The sequence below is a fragment of the Dyadobacter ginsengisoli DSM 21015 genome (genome assembly GCF_059568735.1).
This window is the reverse complement of sequence record NZ_JCANTY010000002.1, coordinates 367,950-388,846: the sequence shown is the minus strand read 5'-3', so window position 1 is coordinate 388,846 and position 20,897 is coordinate 367,950. Positions and strand designations below refer to the sequence as shown.

The following is a 20,897-nucleotide window of genomic DNA, read 5'->3' as shown; positions in this document are numbered from 1 at the left end:
TATTGCGACCTAAGCAGCAAAGGGGGCGATGAAAAGACAGGTAATCTGTCAAGTTCCTGTTTCCTAGTGAAGCAGGGATTTTTTGTTCTGACCGGGGTGTTCAGTATTGTTCGAGGGCGTACATTCAACTTTTGAAGGATAATAAGGTTGATATCAGCATGACCGAGAATGGTGATCCATACGAAAATGCCCTGGCAGAAAGAATGAATCGGACTCTAAGGGATAAAAGTGTCGAAAATTATTATTGGCCTGCCGGATCCAACCTTTGCTTGATTATTCCCCCGCCATTGCCTGTAAAGTGATAAGGTAAGGCTTCAGCCGCTCATCTAGAAAGGTATCAATGAATAGCAGGCACACGAACATTCCGATAAGACCCAAGGAAAAACCCTTTATATATTCCTTGTGGCTACAAGATAAGAGGCTTACCGAAGCCGGCTATCTCATTAGCAAAGGAAAAAAGCCCTCTGATATCTACCTTGATGTGGGCTTTGAGAATTTATCACATTTCTATACATCTTTTAAAAACAAATTCGGTATAACTCCTATCGCTCTTTAGCTGCCAGACGCTGGTTTCCCAATTTGCAGGTACCGTAGCAATACCCAGGAAGGGTGATGAATACAAGGAAGAGATTGAATCCCCTGAACTAATTCGGTTCGATCCGATATTCCATCGGGTAGGTGGTTGGGACTTGTGCGACTGGCGGATATCGGCAGGGTACCGTATTACAGCAATGCGAAGTGGAAAAAGGCCATCAACAGACAAATCGGGCTGAAAATCCTGGTGTCCGTATGTGCAAAGCGGCTGTTATAAAAGCGCTTACTGAATCCGACATAGGCGAAATCTCCGATCGCTCGAAGTAATAGCAGCATTCCGATCGCGGCTATGGCGTAACGGGCGAAGGGTTCAACTGTTGACTGAGCCAACATGCCGGTTCGCGCCAGATTGATTAATGCAAAGAATAGAAAACCGGCGCACAAAATGCCCACTTTTGCTCCGTTAGGTTTAAAAAGCAATCGGTTATTACCATCGGTAGGGATCAATAGGCTACCAAACGAGCCGCCCAACAGCCAGTTCAGATGTATAAGGGCCAGTGAGGTGAAAAACAGTGAATTTAGGATTGCCAGCGCCAGGTATACCATTTTTGGGGAGGAATAGATTGTAAGACTCGGCGACTTGCCACTGCTTGAGCCAAAAACAGCTTTTTTATCGGAAATGCCATGGTCTAAATGATTTCGCAAGGTAAATCCTACTATCGCAGGTAACGGGCGAAAATCTTAATAAAGATAGGTCAAAATCCATTTGGGGTTATTTTCTTCCCCTCCTAATCAGTTTGAGTGCCGCTACGGAACAAAGGGGGTATCTGACCACGGACCCGTTCCGTAAATATTGAGCCTTGGGTCCATGCAATATCCACTTGACGGGCAGCGCGGCTTGTAAACGAACAAATCGTAGCCTATTTGAAGGGGCTTGCTTCCACAAGTAGGAAGTGATGGCGGGTAAACACACGATCCGCCGTTGAGAATATGACGTATTTCTCGAAAAATTTCTGGCAAAAAGAAATTGCCGCATGTTTGCTCAGATTTTGCCCCATAGAGCTGACCGTATTGTGTAATCTTTGTAGGGTCCGAGATCGTATCAGTCTATATACATCGCAGGATCGGTTTCTGGCGAAAGAAGACACAGGAAAACGTGAGGACTACGCAGATGACGTTTGGTAACTAAATCAGTCTCCTGGATTTCCAGGAGATGTGACTTTTGTGAGGCGTCACAGGTTTGCTATATGAGAACATTAGATACTGCTTGCAGGGTATCGGCCGTGGATAGAACCGACGATGACAGACCCGGGCAAGGCATACGTTGAGTAAAAGGATCAATCTCCCGGTGTTTCCGGGAGATTTTGATTTATCGCTCCCATTGTCCTGAAATACTGACCGGGTGTGAGTTCAGCAGGCGTATCATCTGCCGAATGTACGTTCCAATCGTCTCGGAAGGTAGTGGGTTCTTATGAAATATAATCGATCGTCAACCATTAGGTTATTCGCCAGCATGGCAACCAAACCGCGTTGGAGGCTTACTGACCCCTGTTTTACCCTATTACACGCTTTAAAAAATACTTTGTGATGAAGATTGCATTGGTTGATAAACACCCGTTGCTCAGAAGGGGACTTATTGCCGAGCTGACCGCGAATTTTACGGGCATTGATGTAGCCGAATCTGACAAACTTCTCGAGCTACGCGACTTGGACGCGGGTTTCACCGCTGAGATCGTTATCATTGGACTGGAACAGCTCAGTCTTGACAGGCCGGCAGAGCTTATGCAGCTTGTCAGAAGGTTGTATCCTGTTGCGCCGGTGATAATTCTGGACTACATGTTGAATCCGGCAATGGCGCATTTTTTTCTGAGCGAAGGCGTAATGGGCTATGTTGCCAAAGATGCCCCGGTAGCGGAGTTGATGGATTGTATACAGCTTGTATTGAAGGGGAAACGGCATGTCTCCCCGGAAGCGCTGATCTGGATGCTCGGGGAGCTGGAAAACAGGCCATACGGAAACTGGTCAGTTACTCATTTTAAAGGACTGCTCACGCGGCAGGAAATGGAAATTGCCATTTGTATTGCAAACGGCATGCCAGTGCGGTGGATAGCGGATTTTTTTTGCAAAAAGCAGGTTCATATTACGATGATAAAATCGACTATTTTCCGAAAACTTGGCGTTGGCTCGGCACTCCATTTAAAGAAGGTATTGAGCTCGAAGGGTAAATAGGATTTCCGAATGTGCCCATTAACACGTCGGCGTTATCTGGATCAAACTGATTTATTAATGAGAACGCTATGCCCGGTTCGATCGGGTCGGGGGGGGGCGGTCATTGTCAGAATCCAGATCAAGGTAGCTGGATATTTCATCACATAACAGGCCGTTGCCATCGACATCTTTGTAAACATCGGCGATGTAATAGTTGTCTGCGTCCCGGCCGCCTCTTTTGTATGCGCCTCCTCTGATAATGTTAAGGGCGGGCTCTTGTCGTTGGTAAATGCGCTGGATACAAATATTGTTAAACTGTAAAAATCTGTTCCTTCACTGCTTTTCTGACATATTTAATCAACAACAGACCAGCCGAGCGAAACGCTGGCTGGTCTGTATTTTTTAGTTTGTCATCGCTTCATTTGCCGATATTTATTTTGTGGCTGCTGGTTGTGCCATCTTTTGACTTGGCAGTCAAGACGTAGATTCCCGAAGGGAGCCTGCTCACGTCGATCTCTTCGGTTAACTTGGTATTCAGCTTCACGACGGCTTGTCCTTTCATATCATATATGAAAATTCCGCTCAACTGACTTAAATCCGCATTTTTTAACCGGATGGTTGTCGATGCCGGATTGGGATAAGGTGCTATGGTGCCTGCCCATTCCAGTTTCAACGACCGGATAGCACTATATGCGTACGTTGCGTCCTTATCGACCATTCTGAGGCGGTAATAGTTTAAGCCATTAGAGGGTGTAGTATGTGTATAGTTGTATTTTCTAAGGATAGCGCTTTCCCCATTGGATTTTACCTTACCCAGAACCCTCCATATTTTTGCGTCGATACTGTGCTGGACTTCGAAATAGTCGCTATTGGTCTCTTCGGTGGTTGCCCATTGCAGGTTTGCGATGCTGCCTTCTTTGGTGGCCCGGAAGTCGATGAGCGTAACGGGAAGCGAAGTATCCAGTGCCCCAAAGGAGCTCGGATCGTCCGTCCCCACGTTGGTTGTATTGTATCCGCCCGGATTTCCATTGGCCTGATAACCTACTACTGTCCCGTTCGGTCCGGTTGCCGATCCGGATATCCTGAATACAGTATATTCTCCACCGGGAACGGCCTTGTCTTGGAGAAGCGAGATAAAATATACGCCTCCACCCAGGTCGGTAATCTCAGGTGCTGCAAAGTAATTGGTAAACCCGGGTTCAACAGAAACTGTGGGAAGGCCCATGCCCCGTACGGTAATGTTTACCTGGAACTCGGAACCGCCCGGCGGGGGCCAATTCATGTTTCCCACCGAACTGCCTGCGTCGATAGTGAAGGATATTGCCTCGGCGGGGGCAAATGGCGACGCAGTTAAATTATCACCCACGCCTGTTCCCTGGATGATGGAGCCACCCACGTCGGGCTCCTGCGCATAGCTGAATAAGCATGCCAAAGTGGCCATAATTGTCAAGAATGTCTTTTTCATATTGATTGCTGTTTAATGTTTAACCACTATGGCTGGTAGGATATCGATTCCTGGTCGGTGTTATTGGTGTCGGGCGATTCACCGCCTGAACCACTCGGAATGCTGACTGTGAACACATACTTTCCATTGGCGCCGGCGGGGTTGAAGGTTGCCGGTACATTGAACTGGGAATAACTGTTGTTGAGCACTGTGCTTGACACGAACTGATGCTGTATGCCGATTAGTCCGTTGTATGTCCATCCGTTCACTGTCGTGCCGGGCGCAATGCCTATCGACCAGTCTGCTGATCTTCTGATGTTTAGCGTGAGCGTTCCGTCTGTTGGCTTGTTTTTGAGCTCGGTTACGCGGACACGCAGGATAATCGAAGCGCTGCCGATGATACTGCTTGGGATGACCGTGATTGTGGGGGTCAGATCCGGGGCGCATGCGATGGGAGTACTACCGTCGCCAGGTTCGGGTGTGGCCTCGCGGGTGTCCACGTAAGCGCCATACACGTCCACATATTGTTGCAATGCAGTGGCCAGCGAACTGATAGTGATCCTTACCTCATTGAAGGGCTTGGTAGTTTTGAAACCAGGATTATAGAAATCGGTGGGTGTTCCAAACCATTGAACCACAACGGTCAGGTCCACCAATGCGCTGGTCGGGTTGCTTTCCTGAAAGACGCCGTTCAGATAGGTTGAGATGGTGATATTAGGAAATATCGAACCTGAAACCGGGAAGGCGTTTTTCTTGATCGTGAACCCGGCGAAAGTTCCCTTGGGATACACGACGCCAGGCGTAGCAACGGCAAGGGAAACCGTATTGGCCCCACTGACGGCGTTGTGTAGTGTTGCAAAATCAGAGGTGCTGGCACTCACCACATTCCATGGATTTTCTACTCCGTACCCCGCGGCAAGTGCGCCTGTTGTCCCCGTGCGTTCAAAGTTTACCACTGCCGAAGTGTTTTTCCCGCCGGATGTTGAATTGGTAAGGACATAGGTGCTTTGGCAGTCGATGACTTCGGTGCATATCTGGGTGCCGGTTTCGTCCAGGAATGGCTGGAAGACTGCACCGTAAATCCTGATTATACCCAGGTCGACTGCTGCACCGTTGGCAAAGGTAATTTTTACCTCGTCAAACGGAACATGGGCTACAATGCCTATGACCTGTCTTTGGTAGCCTCCTGTGAGCAGTGATGATGTAACACCGCCCATAAGCGCGGTACCTGCACTGTTTTGCACCACCACGCCGTTGTTGAGAAGCTGAATACTTAGCGAGGATAATACACCTGCGTTAAAAAGGCTCGCGCTGCCTATATCGAAGCCCGCGTAGGTACTGGCCGGGTAGGTTTCGGAGGCGTTGGCAATCGCAAAACTTGCGCTTGCGCCGAGGGTTGCACCCAGGGTGATACCTGCATAGCTGCTGGCATCTGTGTCAATGGCACTTTCCGAATTGTTGATCGAGTTCCCAGCAGATGCTACTCCAAAGAATCCGGTTTCTTTTCCGTCGACATATACGGGATAATCGGGATTGGTAACCGTTGTGAGTTGCCGGCAAACCAGCTCCTGAGCCACGCAAAATTTCTTGATAACTGCCGAATAGATCCTGATCGTACCCAGGCTCAATCCCGGCCCTTGCGCGAACGATATGCGTACTCCCGAGAACGGCTGGTTGACAACGAATCCGATAACCTGACGCTGTGTGCCGGTAACGACAGAAGAATTCAGGGATAGCAGCGCACCACTGGCGTTGACGGTTTCCAGGACATCACCCTTTTCGTTGAGTGTTGAAACTGTCACGCCGGATAGCGAGTTTAGGCCTACCAGCTGATTATTGGATATGTCAAAGCCCGCAAATGTTCCCGACGGGTACGTGGGTGTGGCGCCGCCGGTGACTGCCGCGCCATCCTGTACCGCCAATGTTGCTGTAACGGTTGCAGAGCCAACCAAGTTAATGGATGCAAAATTGGTTGCCAAAGCATCGGTGACGTTGTCGGGATTCTCAATATAATTGTTCACGGAAGTTAAATCCGTTACACCGGTATGGCGCCCATCGATAAACGCTGGGAAAGTATTGCGGGTAAGTGCCGTGTTGGTGTTGCAGGCGGGGGCGCCTGTCGAGCAAAATTGCTCGAACACCGCGCCATAGATCCGCGTACCGTAAATCCCGGCGCTAAATGCTGAATTGATCGTTAGCCTGATCTCGTCGAAAGGTTTTCCGGTTTTGAATCCTACCAAGTGACGGCCCGTGCTGACAAAGAACTTGGTCGCAGCCAAGCCCCCACCATCGTCATAGCTTTCCTGGAGTGTTCCATTCAGATAGGTGCTGATCGAATGTCCGATCCCTGCTCCGCCCGATGCCAGGTATACGTCCTCGATTTCAAGTCCGGCAAAGGTGCCGGCCGGATAGCCGCCGGTCTGACGTGATTTGACACCGACATAGTAGCTTGAAATGCCGGTGATCGCCTGTGACATATAGGCGTAGTTGTCCGTATCAACGTCCACCGCATTGTTCGGCGACTCGATGCTGCATTGCAGGCAGCCAATGGCAGAAAGGTTGGTCGTCACATACACCGGGTGGTTCAGATTTGTCCCATCGCCCTGGGTCATTTTAGTCGGCGTGTTACAGGCGAGATCATTGTCGCAAAAGTTGGTAATAACCGGGTAAGAGACTTCAATTGTATTAATCGCACCAAATCCTGGGCTGAGGACAGTGTACTGGATTTCGTTAAAATCTCCCGTTGCCACAGCACCGACGGTGACAGATCCGTCTGAGCTGAGCAGTGAACCCGAGAATAGGGAAGCACCCGTTACAACGGTGACCGGAGCGCCATCTTTGAGCAGCGTCAATGTCGCCAGATTGATCAGGTTGCCTGCAAATGCGGAAGCAGTAGTAAGCCTGATTCCGCCATAGGATCCGGCAGGGAATACGACGGCTTCGTCGCGCAGGGTGATTGTGTAAGCACCGCTGATAAGCACCGTTGTGAAGTTTGCGTGCGTAACGGGGTCGCTATCTTCCAGATTACCGGTTCCAGTCCATAGGCCGAGCCCGGCGGTGCTGGCGTTCAGTCCCGGCCCAACGAGTGGCGTGGGCGTATTGCACGGCTGGGTTCGGGTGTAGCGGCGAAGCTCCACATTCCATACGCGGATTTCGGGGGTTCCTCCCGCAAAGTTACCTGAAAATGAAACCTGGACTTCATCAAAATCAAGATGCGCGTAAAAGCCGATGTTATTATCATATGCCATGGAAGGGGAGGTTTCCTGAATAACCCCGTTCAGATAGGTGGTGATCACCGCATTGAATGAGCTGTTGATTGCTGTCCAAACCCCGGTTCTGCTCAATTTGATGCCAACCCAGTAACCGGTGAAAGGCGTAGTACTGTACGCATTGGTCGCATCCAAGACCCTGATCGATCTGTTGGTAAAGGAAGCTCCAAACGTGCTTCCGACGGAGGTGGATGCATAGTCGGAGAGCGAGCTGTTAACAACGTTTCCAGTACTGGCCCAGGAGCCATTGGTGTTACTTACCGAAACAGGAAATGTGTTTTGTACCCAGGCGGTGTTGGCTTGGGGGACTTGGTTAGCAGGGACGCTGCTGTCCTGCGCGTAAAGCGATACGGAAAACAGTAGTATTGCCAGAAAGCTCGCTGTTATTTTTTCCAGGTACCTTCTTTTATCGCATATCCTATGGGCGATGATGGTAGAATTGTCTTTCATGTAAATTAGATTTAAGTTCTTGTCGATTAAGTGTCATTTCTTTGCTTTTAATTCTGCATAGGCTTCGCTGGTTTGGTTTAACATTCTTATTTATTGGTTTCCTGTGTTGAGTCGTGAAATGATGTTAAAGACGATCTTGGGTATTACGGTTTGGAGTGAGCTGTTTTTCGGGCCGATTGAGTAATGCTCCGGCATCTTTGACCTTCGTTGGCTGGCTGCTTCTACCAGGTATCGTAATGTTGATGGACTGGTAACTTGGCGGCTAAGAGTGAAGTGAGACAAAGATGAATCAACTTGTTGAGGTAGAGGGATTGATAACTTTTCAATGTAGGGCAGGTATCTTATGCGGCCTATTGTGTGGAGGTAAAAGGTTCTCCTGTACTTGATAATTCTGTGTATCCGAGTGAGTTGCGCCAGTGTTTGTTAAGCCTGTTTTGGGGCATTGAGATGTTACAATCCCCGCTAATTCGGCCATTTCCTTCGGGGTATGGGATGTTTTTTTATCAATAATGGCGTAAAATCTTTCTTTGTAGAATTTTTTCTACGAAAGCCGTTTCGGGGAATTCCTAGCTTTGGTCTACCACTATCGGCTTATTACTCTTCATCGTGAAAAACCTCATTCTTGCCCTTAGGGCGAACACCGACAACAGGCTGTTTTGGCTGCTTTTCTCTGTCTTTTTGCTTTTAGTGTCCCGCAGTTTCGGACAGGTATTTCAACGCTTTTCTGTTAGAGAAGGGGCTCCGGTGGCGACAGTTCATGGTATCGCTCAGGACTCGCTGGGATTTATGTGGTTTGCAACCGTTGAGGGATTGGTTCGCTACGATGGCCGCACATTTAAAAAGTATACTCCCAAGAAAGGGTTGGACGGATCAATTGCTTCGCACATCGTCCAGAACGTGATTTGCGATTCGAAGGGGAAAGTCTGGGCTGCAACCGGGCAGGGACTCAGCAGATATGAGCGGGAAACGGATACCTTCACGAATTTTCGATATGACTCAACCGACCATAATTCTTTGAGCAATGACAATGTTTGGGCTGTCATGGAGGATCAAAAGGACGGATACTGGGTGGGGACCGCCAATGGACTTAACCATCTCACTTTTTCAAACGGCAAGCCAACCTTTTCAAGATTTCGTCTTGAAGGGGTGTCGGGCTGGACCAACGTGGTGCGCTGTATTGCCCAGGACCCCAATGGAGTATTGTGGTTGGGCACTTACGATGGATTAGTCCGGATTCAAAAAGATGGAAAAGGAAAGAAGGTCTTCAAGTTCGGCGCGGAAGGGAGGTATCCTTCTAACGATGAATTTATTGCCATTTACGCGGACAAAGATGGAAGTATTTGGTTGGGGTCCAACAGGGGAGGGCTAATCCGGTTCGATACGGGCACCGAAAGCTTTCATCCGATTGAAAAGTTTCATCGTCCCGCCTATAAGTTGCCCAATGTCTCGTCTATCATACCCGATAGCCTGGGAAAGTTCTGGGTAGGCACCTGGTCCGGTTTGTCAAAATTTGACCCGCAGACGCAAAAGTCCGAATGGTTTTATAACGATCCCCAAAACCCGCAAAGTCTTCCCGACGATCTTTTGTATGCACTGTACAGGGACAAGCAGGGAGGCATCTGGACCGGCAGTTACTATGCAGGCATTAGCTATATTCATCCAGCCTCATGCAATTTTAGGTCAAAATCTACTGGCGGTACAACAAGTTTGTCCGTGAATTCATTTGAAGCCGGATGGCTTGGCATTTTTAGAAATGAAGAGATCTGGGGAGTTAATCATGACAGAAGCGCCATTACGTTTCTTGACCAAGCAACGGGAAGGTATTCAAGCACGAAATTGCGACTTCCTTTTGCAGTTAGTTACAACACCTTTCACATTGACGACAGTAAAGTGCTTTGGTGCGGCGGAAATTCCGTGCTTAGCCGATATGATTTAAAAACACAAGAGCGCATTGACTATCAGATCCCTAGCGCTAGCCCGGGGAAATTCTCGATTGGCCTGGTGAATTCCCTTCATCAGGACTACAAGGGGCGTCTTTGGGTTGGAGGTGTTTTTGGATTGAGTTTGTTCAATAGGCAAAAAGGGGCTTTTGAAGAACATTTTATTGGCCAGGACACGGACGGAAACACAGTTTCAAACCGGTACATTCACTGTATCACCGAAGATTCTAAACATAACTTGTGGTTTGGGGGGGCTGACGAAGTCTTTCTATTGAGGGCAGGTGCAGCCAGATTTGAACGTATACTGTGTAAGGGAACACTCAACGACCGTTCGACGGTGTGGCGGATAGCCGAAGACAACTCGGGGCGAATCTGGTTTGCGATGGCGATGAATGGTTTGCATGTTTACGACCCGAAAACCGGGCGGATCGTCAAGGCTTCGAGTCCGGTTGAGAATGTGCTGGATGTGCAGGCGGACGCCGGTGGCTTTTTATGGATCAATAATGCGGCCAGGCTCGTTAGATATCACCCTGATAGACATACCATTCAGTACTATGATGCCCAGGACGGGCTGCCAGACCAGGCAGTGTTGCGGGCAGCAACCTCGATTCGGGATTCCAAAGGGGTATTGTTTTTTAGCACCAATAAGGAGGTGTTTTCTTTTGATCCCGGCAAAATCAGCTTGAATAGGTCGCCTTCGCGCATCGTGATCACAGCTGTCAAGGTCTTCGGCCGTGAGATAACAGCTTTGAATGACCAAGGTATTTTAAGCAAAGGCGAAAACCGCTATAAGAACCTGGTATTTGAATACGACCAGGATGTTTTTTCTCTGGATTTTGCGCTGCTTAGCTATTTCCGCTCTGACAGAAATCGGTATGCCTACAAGTTGGAGGGTTTTGACAAGCAATGGAATCAGGTTGATTATCCGTCGGCAACTTACACCAATCTGGCCCCGGGGATATATACTTTTCTGGTAAAGGCCGCTAACAGCGACGGCTTTTGGCATAATGAACCGTTGCGTATAGGTATAACCGTTTTGCCACCCTGGTGGAAGACATGGTACGCGTATCTTGCTTATGTGCTGACATCAGCCGGGGTTTTGTATGGTATTGCCCGGTTTTTCTGGTTACGTACGTTGTTCAGGAAAGAAAATGAGCTGTACCAGACCAAGCTCGATTTTTTTACTAATATTTCCCATGAAATACGTACTCACCTGACTTTGATCAGCAACCCATTGGAAAAGGCGCTTCGGTCGCTAAGGGCCGACTCGGTGATCCGGGGATTTCTTGATACTGCCAAAAATAACTCCGACCGATTGATGACACTGGTAGAAGAGCTGCTAGACTTTCGTAAAATACAGACCGGGAGCGCCAGATTTAGTTTTGCGGAACACGACCTGACCCGGAATCTGCACCTGGCATTAGCAGCTTTCGAGCATGCGATATCCGATAAACAGATTCATGTGCGCCTGGATTTTCCTGCTTTGCCTGTCCTGGTCTGGATCGACGCCTCTCAAATGCAGAAGGTGTTCTTTAACCTGCTGAGCAATGCGGTTAAGTATACTCCTGAGGGAGGGATAATTACTGTTACGGTTTTGCAGGATGAAGATAAGGTGAGGGTCAGCTTTGCCGATAACGGGCGAGGTATAGCAGCCGAATTTTTGCCACAGTTGTTTAGAAACTTCTTCCAGGTTTATGAAAACGGTACTCAATCGAATACCGGTTACGGTATAGGCCTGGCCCTGGCAAAAGGAATCGTCGACCGCCATCACGGGGAACTATCGGTAACCAGCCGGAAGGCAAGCGGGCTTAATGCCGGCGAAACGATTTTTACGATGATTTTGCCCAAAGGCCGGAAGCATCTGTCATCAGAAGTGCTGGTGGATGCGGCGCCTATCGAGCCGGGGTTGGCAACTATAGCACGAATTACGGCGGAGGGTGCCGAAGTTCATGAAGAGGAGCAGCGCCCTGTGTTGCTTTTGATCGAGGACAATGATGAGCTTCGCGCATTCGAAAGGGAGACATTACGGGGGCAATACCAGATTCTGGAGGCTGACAATGGCCTGGACGGACTCGCGATTGCCCGGCAATATCTGCCGGACCTGGTTGTCTGTGACGTAATGCTTCCCGGTTTAAATGGTCTGGAAGTATGCCGAAAGCTCAAATCGGATATTCTCACAAGTCACATTCCTGTTATTCATCTTTCTGCGAAAGCAACTGCTCCGCAGATATTGGAAGGACTGCAGGCAGGGGCTGATGATTACCTGATCAAGCCATTTAACCTGAATGTGTTTGAAACCAAGATCCGTAACCTTATCAGCGCCAAGCAGGTTCTCAGACACTGGTACAGCCAGTCCGTGCTAATGGAACCAGATCAAGTTTTTGTCAGAAATTTTGACGGTGAATTCGTCATCCGGCTCAAAAACCTGATTTTGGAAAACATATCAGACCCTGGTTTTGGGGTGAAGGAAATGGCGTTTGAAATAGGCACCAGCGTAGCGGCGCTATATCGAAAGCTCCGCGATCTGACCGGTTTGACTGTAAACGATTTTGTGAAGAAGATCCGGATGGCCCGCGCATTGCAGCTATTGGAGTCGGGTCAGTATCATGTAAGCGAGGTGGCGACAATTGTTGGCTATGAAAGCAGCAAATATTTCGGCCGGGAGTTCAAAAAGGTTTATGGCAAAACGCCAAACGAAGTGCGCAGGCGTGGTGCTGATAGCGACCTTCCATGAGATATTGTCTGGAAAGTGAGGTTGGAGGTTTTTGCCCACATTCTGGTAAAAAAACAACCCATGTAATTCATCGAGGACATCGATTTTTGTGGATAGATTATTCTAACGCAAAATTCTAAATCGATTGTTTTATGAAGACGGCCGTTGTTGAAAAGCGCTCAAAGGCGAGAACCGATCTTATCAATGAATTAAATTTTCAGTTTGACCGTACGACTGTATACGCGTTCAGGGATTTGATAAACCTGTATGATGAATTTGCCAACTCACCTCTTGACGTAATTCTTTTGAGTTTGGACGAAATGGATGTGCCGCAGCAAATGGCCAACATTCAATTTGCGACCAAGTGCTGGCCTCTTGCCAAGATCGTTGTTATGAGAGAAACCTTTAACCGCATGATAACTCCGAGGTATTTTAAGACTGGCGCCAGCGGTTATCTACCTGCAAAGAGCGTCGGTGGACAGCTTGGGGAATGCATGAAGGTGGTTAGTGCAGGTATGCGCTACATTCCGACAGAGCTGCTGGTTAAATTGCTGTAGCGTCATTAGATAACAAAGAAATTGCTGACCTTAAAGCTCTTGAATGCTGCGGCAGCAATACAAAACAGACTTCATATTGTTCTTGTAATTTACAAAAAATGGTAAAATCGGATTTGAAAGGCGAAGTTGTGTTGATCGCAGGCGGCGGTAAGAACCTAGGCGGTCTTCTGGCAAGGAATTTAGCAAGTTGAGGGGCAAAACTGGCCATCCATTACAACACAGAGCACAGCAAAGCAGATGCGGTTCAAACGCTGGCAGACGTTACAGATCTTGGGACAAAGGCGACTTAACGCATATTGGCAACATTACCCGCCTTTTTGATCAAACAATTGAGCAGTTTGGCAGAATAGATATGGAATCAACACGGTAGGCAAGGTATTAAAGAAGCCCATTGTGGAAAGGACAGAAGCCGTTACGCCGCCGCATCAATATATGGTATCAGGTAACGTATAATCACACCCGGTGGTCAAGGCGCTAACCGCTTTGTGCAAATTCATCTGCCGCTGGAAGGCCTTCAGTGATTGCCCTGTATCCGAGAATCATAGTTGAGTTCTTTATTAACAAACTACGTAAAATGACCAATTTTCGCATATCCATAGCGAGCAGCATACTGCTGTTCATCACCATTTCAGGCAACGCGCAAACCAAAATCAAGGACTCATCGGTAGCTGGAACTTCATCCCTGGCCCAACCTGGCGCTATATTGGAGCTTGAAAGCAATCAAAGAGCTTTGCTTCTTCCGCGTGTCGAGCTTACCAGCACTACGAGCTGGGCACCCTTGAACGGGCCGGCCCCTGGCGACGGGGGCTACACCGTTTACAACACGAGCTCAACTACCGTTGAGGGAGGTGCCGGCTATCCCGTATTGAACGGAGGTGTGGGGGAGTATTATTGGGATGGGGGCGGTTGGATAGCCAAAAAATACAACGCAGCCTCTGCCTATCAAGAGCCGCTTCAAATACAGAACACCACCACCAAAGCAACCAGCAACACCGATAACGTTTATCAGATGGGCACATTTGCTATCGGCAAAAATGCGGCACAACCTGGAACCGCGCTGGATGTTGAGGGCGCAGTGCATTTTGGTAGTGATCACTCCGGTACTGTCGGTGTAAATTCAGCGGTTTTTGGTGGGCTCAACACAGCAGCAGGAATTAGTTCGGTTGCTTTTGGAACTGGCAATCTGGCGGCCGGCGATTATTCCTTTGTAACAGGCCAGCAAGCTAACAAAGCTTATGGTCAGGGATCAGTTATTTTGGGTGGATTAGCAAGTACAACAGGCATCGAAGGGGACGCGTATTACACCGGTGAAAACTCCGCCATTGTTGGGGGCTCAGGCAACATCGTTACAAGGTCCAGTTCCTTTATTGGCGGAGGAAATGGTAACAAGACAACCAGGGATTTTTCCGGTATCATCGCAGGTGCAAGCACGACGCTTGATGGTGATTATTCAATGGCCTCTGGTTGGCAGCTTGTGTCAAGTGCTAGAAACACATATATGTTTGGAAGATATAATGCCGTGACGGGGGGAGATGCTAATGCACCAAATTTTGCCGATACGGATGCGCTATTGCAGATCGGTAACGGTAATTGGAGCGCAAGGAGAAATGTACTGACTGTTCTCCAGAATGGTCTTACCGCTATCGGAGTCTCAGGAACCGAGGATGCGGCAAAACCAACTGAATTGTTGGATCTGGGTGGCAGAGAAGAAGCAGGTTACGGAGGTTTGAAAATCAGAAACATTAATTCACAAGTCTACACCGGAAACCTGGCGACAGATAAACTCGTCGTAGCTGACGCTAACGGGGTATTGAAAACTGTCAATTCAACCTGGTCATCTTCCATCGTCACAAAAGCGGCCGATTATACACCTTTGGCAACAGATGAAACGATTCTTGTCAATGCCGGGTCAGATGGGACAACCGTAACGCTCCCGGCGGGAGCGGCAGCGGGCAAAAGATACACCGTGAAGAAAATTGACACAACATCCAATGCGGTGACGCTTCATGGAGGGGGTGGCAGTATCGACGGTAGCATTTCTGTGCAAACCAACACGCCATATCAGGGATGGATTGTTCAATCGGACGGCACCAATTGGTTTGTTGTTGGCAGGATGTAGCGCAAAGCCAGGTAATGTAGTTGCAAATCCCTCCTCAGGACTTTAAAACTCTTTAAGCCATCTAAACATGATCAAAATAAAAACGTTGCTAACCACAGGGCTGCTTATCGGTAATATTATCCTTGCAGAACCAGCCGCTGGACAGGCGCCCGGCACTTCATCGGTGTACATGGGCCTGGCCGTCACCGCGGGCGGAATCCAGGCGGACATAAGCGAATCAGTATACCTGGGTCCGGGTACTTACCAGATCGAAGGAACCTGGGAAATTTATGCCAAATATGTTTATGTCAGCCCAGATGCTGTGATCAATGGCAGCGGAACCATCCAGTTTTATAACCCCTCCGAAGCAGGAGGAATAGCTTCGGCCACCTATATCGATGGGAACGATGCGCCGTTCCACGTTAACCTTGAATTGCGTAACGCCGATAATGTGGTCTTGGCAAATATATCTGACCCGGGCTTTGACGACGTCCCGTCCGTCGTCGATAATGCTTCGCTGAACGTTCACAAAGATTTTAATCTGGCCGTCGACAACGGCGATGTGATTATGGGCAAAGTATTTGACGACGGGACAGCAGGAAACACTTTGGCAAGTATTACCGATTTTATCTTTGGCTCAGACAATGCTACCATTACCAATTACGGAGCTAACCGTATGGTAGTTACCAGCAACAGTATACAAGGCCACATGGTGAAGGTTTTGAACGAGGGGCCTAGTATGAGTTTCACCTTCCCGGTAGGTATTGCCGAGGGCGATTATACCCCGGTAACCCTAGGGTACTCAGGCATTGTTACATATCATGTAAGCGTAACAGACTATGCAGCCGCGACTGCTCAGATCGACAGGCCTGAGGAAGGAGTGAACCGTGCGTGGCACATCTATGGCGGTTTTGCGCAGAATATGGTTCTTCAGCACAACAACGCTACCGACGGTACTGCCTACACCGATAGCGATGCATTCATCACCCAGTATCAAGGTGGCGGCGCATGGAGCACTTCAACGGCCACCGATTATGTGTCTGCCGGTATTCATGCGAACCCAATCTTTGCTCAATCAGACATAATAGGCGTAGGAATTCAACTCACAGCGACGGATTATGCCTGGTACACCAAAGTCAGCGACTCGGATAGTCCATTGCCGGTGAGGTTTGTCAGTTTTGACGCCCGCAGAGAAAGCAATGCGGTGAAGTTGGTTTGGGTTACGGCAAGCGAGAGCAACAACAAAGGTTTTGACGTTGAAAGAAGCCGAGAAGGGAGAAATTGGACGCGCATCGGTTCACTTAGCAGCAAGGCGGAAAACGGGAATACGAACCTGAGACAGGAATACAGCTTTTCTGATGAGATGCCCCTTTCCGGCATAAGTTACTATCGTCTTAAGCAAACCGATTTTGACGGCAAATTTCTATACAGCCGCATACGCGAGGTGAGATTCGGCACCCCAAACAATGTCTATCCCAATCCAACATCGGAAAGGGTGAACATTGCCGGGCTTTCGGGTACGGAACAGATCAAGGTATTCAGCCTCGCAGGGAGGGTAGTATTGCAGACCACGGCCAAAGGTACAATAGAGCACATCTCTCTGGACAAGCTTGTCAATGGTATTTACCTGGTACAGATCACAACATCCCAAGGTGTTGTTACTAGCTATAAAGTAGTTAAGAATAACTAGAACGGTAAGGCCTGGGCGAAGTAAGTCTTTCATATCCATTTTTTCAAAATAGCACTATCTGGCATAGGCCAGAATCAGATTTTTTAACTTAAATATTATCAAAAATGGGTCTATTATCATTTATCAAAGAAGTAGGGGAGAAAGTATTCAAAAAAGAAGAAGTGGCTGTTCCCGCAGTCGAAGTGGAGCCTCTGCGCGCGAGCGCTTTGCTGGCCCATGTGAAATCACTGGGGTTGGTATACAACAATCTGGCCGTAAAAGTGTCGGCCGACACGGTGGTCTTGGAGGGAGAAGTGGCAAAACAAGAAGATGCCGAGAAAATTGCGTTGGCAGTAGGAAACGTAGAAGGGGTTCAAACGATCGACGACCGCCTGAAAGTTGCTAATCCGGCTCCTGCGGCAACTTACCATACCGTTAAGGCCGGGGATACACTTTCTAAAATTGCATTAACCGTGTACGGTGACATGCATAAGTACCCTTTGATATTCGAAGCGAACCGCCCGATGCTTTCAGATCCGAATAAAATATATCCAGGCCAGGTACTGCGGATTCCGGTATTGTAAGACACTTTGAGTCAATCGCCGGAGCGTTTGGTACAGGCGCCCGGGTGATCGGCTCATCCACCACTTGAGAAATCAAAGCAAAAAGCTAATCTCAATATTGCATGGATATCTATTTGACCAGTAGCATAAGAAGGGAAGAATTAGTTCAGCAACTAAGTGGAATGGCTGGTCAAGACCCGTCCGTTCCCCCGAAAATGGAACCTGAAAGCCAATTTCTCGTTGAAGGCAGCCCAAAAATGGAAACCATCCGTCCCCGGAACCCGAGCCGGCCTGGTAAAACTCAATGATTTATCGCATTTGAAAAAGCCTGTAAAGTTAGACCTGGTATTGAAAGTGCTCTTATATTTGATTTCGGGCCTCTTGCTGATCATGTGTTGCATCGACGGCAGTGGGCCAAAAGTCAGGGGCCATTCGGGCAGAAAGCACGCAACATCCTGATCAATCTGACGCGGGTGTTGTCAACTCAAAGTGGCGATAGCGTAATAACAGGTCTGGCAAGGAGCGTGAGTTTACCTATCTTTCAAGTTCTTTGAAAGCCAACGCACAGTATCATGCACTTATCTGGAATCAAACGGATTGTATCTATGATTAAAAATCATGTAGCAGACGAGGACGGGAATAGCTTTCCCCGACACAGGGAATTGATCAGTAACTACTTTGAATTAATTGATGTGCACGTATCGAATCTGGTTAATGGATTGGAAACGGAAATGATGGAGCTTAACGACATTGCAAGAAAATTGTGTGTGTCTCATAAGCACCTGATAGCGATCATGAAACAGCTGACAGGACATCATCCATGTCACTTTTATATTCGAAAGATCCTGGAAAAAGCGAACCAGATGTTGCGCGAGACAGATTATTCGGCTGCCGAAATCGCGCGGAAACTAACTTATGACCCGTCTAATTTTACAAAATTTTATAAGAAATATTCCGGAATGACGCCCGGGCAGTACCGACGAAAGAGTCATGCCTCCGAATGAAAATTCCGAAAAGTTCACCATGCCTGCTGTGCGCACGGGCGCTACCTTTGATCCATCATTAAACGAAAAATCAAGCATCATGTCAAAAAGTGATCTCGAAGGCAAAGTGGTACTGATCGCCGGCGGCGGAAAGAACCTGGGCGGTCTGCTGGCTCGTAATCTTGCGAAAAAAGGTGTAGCCAGACTGGCCATCCATTACAACACCGAAAGCGCGCGCCCGCAGGCAGAAGCAACACTTGCCGAGGTGAAAGCCGCCGGAGCGGATGGCTTTCTTTTTCAGGGTGATCTTACCCAGGTTAGCAACATCACCAGATTTTTCGATGAAACCATCGCGAAATTTGGCCGTATCGACATTGCAATCAATACAGTCGGAAAGGTATTGAAAAAGCCATTTGCCGAAACCACAGAGGCAGACTACGACAGCATGGCCGATATTAACTCGAAGGTGGCGTACTTCTTTATCCAGGAAGCGGGAAAGAAGCTCAGTGAAAACGGTAAGATATGTACGATCGTCACCTCGCTGCTGGCCGCTTATACGGGTTTATATTCTACCTATGCGGGACTCAAAGCACCCGTAGAACATTATACGCGGGCTGCCTCCAAAGAGTTTGGCGCAAGGGGAATCTCTGTAACCGCAGTGGCGCCCGGGCCAATGGACACCCCGTTCTTTTACGGTCAGGAAAGTGAGGAAGCGGTAGCCTATCACAAATCCGCGTCTGCCCTGGGCGGTCTGACCGACATCCGCGACATCGCACCCCTGGTTGAGTTCTTGGTAACAGACGGCTGGTGGATTACTGGCCAGACGATTTTTGCTAACGGCGGCTACACCACCCGGTAAGCGCTTAAACAGTAATACGGGCTCCCATGCCAACACAAGCAATGTTGGAGCCCTTTTTTAACACAGCGGGTTAGATTTACGAAGAATTTGAGTGGAATCCAGGAAAATATTTAAATGGAAATGCCCACCAGTAATAAAAGATAAAATACGGTGATATTAAAAACGATCAATGCGCTTTTGATGTTAGGCGCTGTATGCATGGGTTTTAAACAGGGCTACGGCATGCTTACCGGCACAGTCCAGATGCTTGATATGTTCGGCAAATGGGGATTTGGTAGAACTGCTGTTATGATTAACGGCATTGTTACCATGCTTGCCGCACTGTTGATCCTTTATCCGAAGACCTTTTTATGGGGCAATTTTCTGATGGCGGCCGGTATCTTGCTGATCATCTGTTGTCATCTGCTTGGCCGCGACCTAAAAGGCGTAGCGATCGAATTGCCGTTCTTTCTTTTGAACCTGGTGATCATATACCTGCAACATCCCCTCAAAAATTGGCCAAGATGAAGCTTTTATGAATGCATTTTGCGAGTGGTCAGCGGACTCCAATGCAAGATCTAAAAATTGACAAAAGTCAGATTCATATGGATTATTCACAAATCACTAATGATAAAGTAAGGTTGGCCATTCAGGCGTTGCAAGCCGGAGATCAGACCTGGTATTCTTTTTTTACAGAAATGCCGGAGATGACCGATGAGGGCGATAAGATTAATTTCAGACATTTCTTTGCAAAGGCGCTGGGGAATGAGAAATTTCTTACGGTTGACAAAGTTGAAAATAATGGAAAGGATATCTATGGTGATTTCCGGGCCGGAAACCTGGGGAGATTCTACGTGTTTTTTAGATTTCATCAAAATGCGGAAGGAAAGTTCGACCGCCTTGATATCGGACAGGCAAGGTAGTAGGCCCTGGTTGGCGACGATCTGACTTAAATGTGACTATGGATACCATAAAAAAGCTTGCAAATCGGAAATATGAATTGCTGCTAGCGGTATTGTTACAGCATTTATTCATTGGTATCTTCCTTTCCGACCTTGATTTTTATACCCGAGTTATCTGGCCGGTTAACATGCTTGTATTGGGAATAGGCAGTATTTTCATTTTCAACGGTAGACATAGTTGGGAGCATTGGCTTCGCAACCTGCATTTTATAGTCATCTTATTGCTTCCGATCGGGATCCCGTTTTTCAGGGATGTCGCCTGGTATTTTACACTGCTCAATATCAACTATGTGATATTCTTCTGTTTTCTGTTTGGACAGGTTCTGCGTTTCCTGATCAAACCTGGCTACATTAACACCGACATTATCTCAGCGGCCGCCTGTGGATATTTCCTACTCATTGAAATTTCCGTCTTTTTATTACAGTATTTCGAATACGAGAACCGACAAGCGTTCAAAGGCCTTGATACATCCTCTCCCGCGCATACCTTCATTGATTTAGTGTATTTCTGCTCGATTACCTTTACCAGCATCGGTTTTGGCGATATTACGCCCAATCTGCCTGTAACCAAACTAATAACCGCCTTTATCGGTATCGCCGGGCAATTCTATACGGTCGTACTGGTAGGCATCTTGATTAGCAAATTTTCCTCAGACAATAAATAAACAG

Annotated in this window: 16 protein-coding genes; 13 read left to right on the top strand and 3 right to left on the bottom strand. The window is 48.1% G+C overall.

The window, feature by feature from the left end; genetic code table 11:
* The first annotated feature begins 131 nt into the window (after nucleotides 1-131).
* Both BP71_RS07900 and BP71_RS07895 read left to right on the top strand, forming a co-directional pair.
* Entirely contained in the window at nucleotides 132-302 is a 171-nt protein-coding gene (locus BP71_RS07900) for an integrase core domain-containing protein (RefSeq protein WP_496378024.1), read from the top strand.
* 38 nt (nucleotides 303-340) lie between these two features.
* Nucleotides 341-556: a helix-turn-helix domain-containing protein gene (locus tag BP71_RS07895; RefSeq protein ID WP_496378023.1), complete on the top strand. Its 216-nt coding sequence runs from the start codon at nucleotides 341-343 to the stop codon at nucleotides 554-556.
* Between the two features lie 167 nt (nucleotides 557-723).
* On the opposite strand, the gene BP71_RS07890 is transcribed toward BP71_RS07895, so the two are convergent.
* The gene (locus tag BP71_RS07890; RefSeq protein ID WP_496378022.1) at nucleotides 724-1,140 is read right to left on the bottom strand and encodes a DUF3995 domain-containing protein; all 417 of its coding nucleotides are present in this window, start codon (nucleotides 1,138-1,140) and stop codon (nucleotides 724-726) included.
* A 981-nt stretch (nucleotides 1,141-2,121) separates the two neighbouring features.
* On the opposite strand from BP71_RS07890, the gene BP71_RS07885 reads away from it, so the two are divergent.
* Nucleotides 2,122-2,763, top strand: a complete 642-nt coding sequence (locus BP71_RS07885; protein WP_496378021.1) for a hypothetical protein — start codon at nucleotides 2,122-2,124, stop codon at nucleotides 2,761-2,763.
* A gap of 397 nt (nucleotides 2,764-3,160) precedes the next feature.
* Here BP71_RS07885 and BP71_RS07880 read toward each other — a convergent pair whose 3' ends face one another.
* Nucleotides 3,161-4,207, bottom strand: a complete 1,047-nt coding sequence (locus BP71_RS07880; protein WP_496378020.1) for a T9SS type A sorting domain-containing protein — start codon at nucleotides 4,205-4,207, stop codon at nucleotides 3,161-3,163.
* A gap of 26 nt (nucleotides 4,208-4,233) precedes the next feature.
* On the bottom strand, nucleotides 4,234-7,905 hold the full coding sequence (locus BP71_RS07875; protein ID WP_496378019.1) for a hypothetical protein: 3,672 nt from the start codon (nucleotides 7,903-7,905) through the stop codon (nucleotides 4,234-4,236).
* Between the two features lie 606 nt (nucleotides 7,906-8,511).
* Between BP71_RS07875 and BP71_RS07870 the strand changes: the two genes are divergently transcribed.
* The 10 genes from BP71_RS07870 to BP71_RS07825 all read left to right on the top strand — a co-directional run bounded on the left by BP71_RS07870 (nucleotide 8,512) and on the right by BP71_RS07825 (nucleotide 20,893).
* Nucleotides 8,512-12,579: a hybrid sensor histidine kinase/response regulator transcription factor gene (locus tag BP71_RS07870; protein ID WP_496378018.1), complete on the top strand. Its 4,068-nt coding sequence runs from the start codon at nucleotides 8,512-8,514 to the stop codon at nucleotides 12,577-12,579.
* 131 nt (nucleotides 12,580-12,710) lie between these two features.
* Complete coding sequence (locus BP71_RS07865; RefSeq protein ID WP_496378017.1) at nucleotides 12,711-13,115, top strand: hypothetical protein; 405 nt, start codon at nucleotides 12,711-12,713, stop codon at nucleotides 13,113-13,115.
* A 574-nt stretch (nucleotides 13,116-13,689) separates the two neighbouring features.
* Complete coding sequence (locus tag BP71_RS07860; RefSeq protein WP_496378016.1) at nucleotides 13,690-15,234, top strand: phage tail-like protein; 1,545 nt, start codon at nucleotides 13,690-13,692, stop codon at nucleotides 15,232-15,234.
* 67 nt (nucleotides 15,235-15,301) lie between these two features.
* Nucleotides 15,302-16,903, top strand: a complete 1,602-nt coding sequence (locus BP71_RS07855; RefSeq protein WP_496378015.1) for a T9SS type A sorting domain-containing protein — start codon at nucleotides 15,302-15,304, stop codon at nucleotides 16,901-16,903.
* Nucleotides 16,904-17,007: 104 nt separating this feature from the next.
* Nucleotides 17,008-17,466 carry a peptidoglycan-binding protein LysM gene (gene lysM, locus BP71_RS07850; protein WP_496378014.1) on the top strand — a complete coding sequence of 153 codons (459 nt, stop codon included), beginning with the start codon at nucleotides 17,008-17,010 and terminating at the stop codon, nucleotides 17,464-17,466.
* A 584-nt stretch (nucleotides 17,467-18,050) separates the two neighbouring features.
* Nucleotides 18,051-18,449, top strand: a complete 399-nt coding sequence (locus tag BP71_RS07845) for a helix-turn-helix domain-containing protein (protein ID WP_496378013.1) — start codon at nucleotides 18,051-18,053, stop codon at nucleotides 18,447-18,449.
* Nucleotides 18,450-18,528: 79 nt separating this feature from the next.
* Nucleotides 18,529-19,287: an SDR family oxidoreductase gene (locus tag BP71_RS07840; protein ID WP_496378012.1), complete on the top strand. Its 759-nt coding sequence runs from the start codon at nucleotides 18,529-18,531 to the stop codon at nucleotides 19,285-19,287.
* Nucleotides 19,288-19,437: 150 nt separating this feature from the next.
* Nucleotides 19,438-19,794, top strand: coding sequence for a hypothetical protein (locus BP71_RS07835; protein ID WP_496378011.1), 357 nt, complete (start codon nucleotides 19,438-19,440; stop codon nucleotides 19,792-19,794).
* A 77-nt stretch (nucleotides 19,795-19,871) separates the two neighbouring features.
* Nucleotides 19,872-20,189, top strand: coding sequence for a hypothetical protein (locus tag BP71_RS07830; protein WP_496378010.1), 318 nt, complete (start codon nucleotides 19,872-19,874; stop codon nucleotides 20,187-20,189).
* A gap of 38 nt (nucleotides 20,190-20,227) precedes the next feature.
* Nucleotides 20,228-20,893, top strand: a complete 666-nt coding sequence (locus tag BP71_RS07825) for an ion channel (protein ID WP_496378009.1) — start codon at nucleotides 20,228-20,230, stop codon at nucleotides 20,891-20,893.
* The last annotated feature ends 4 nt before the right edge of the window (nucleotides 20,894-20,897 follow it).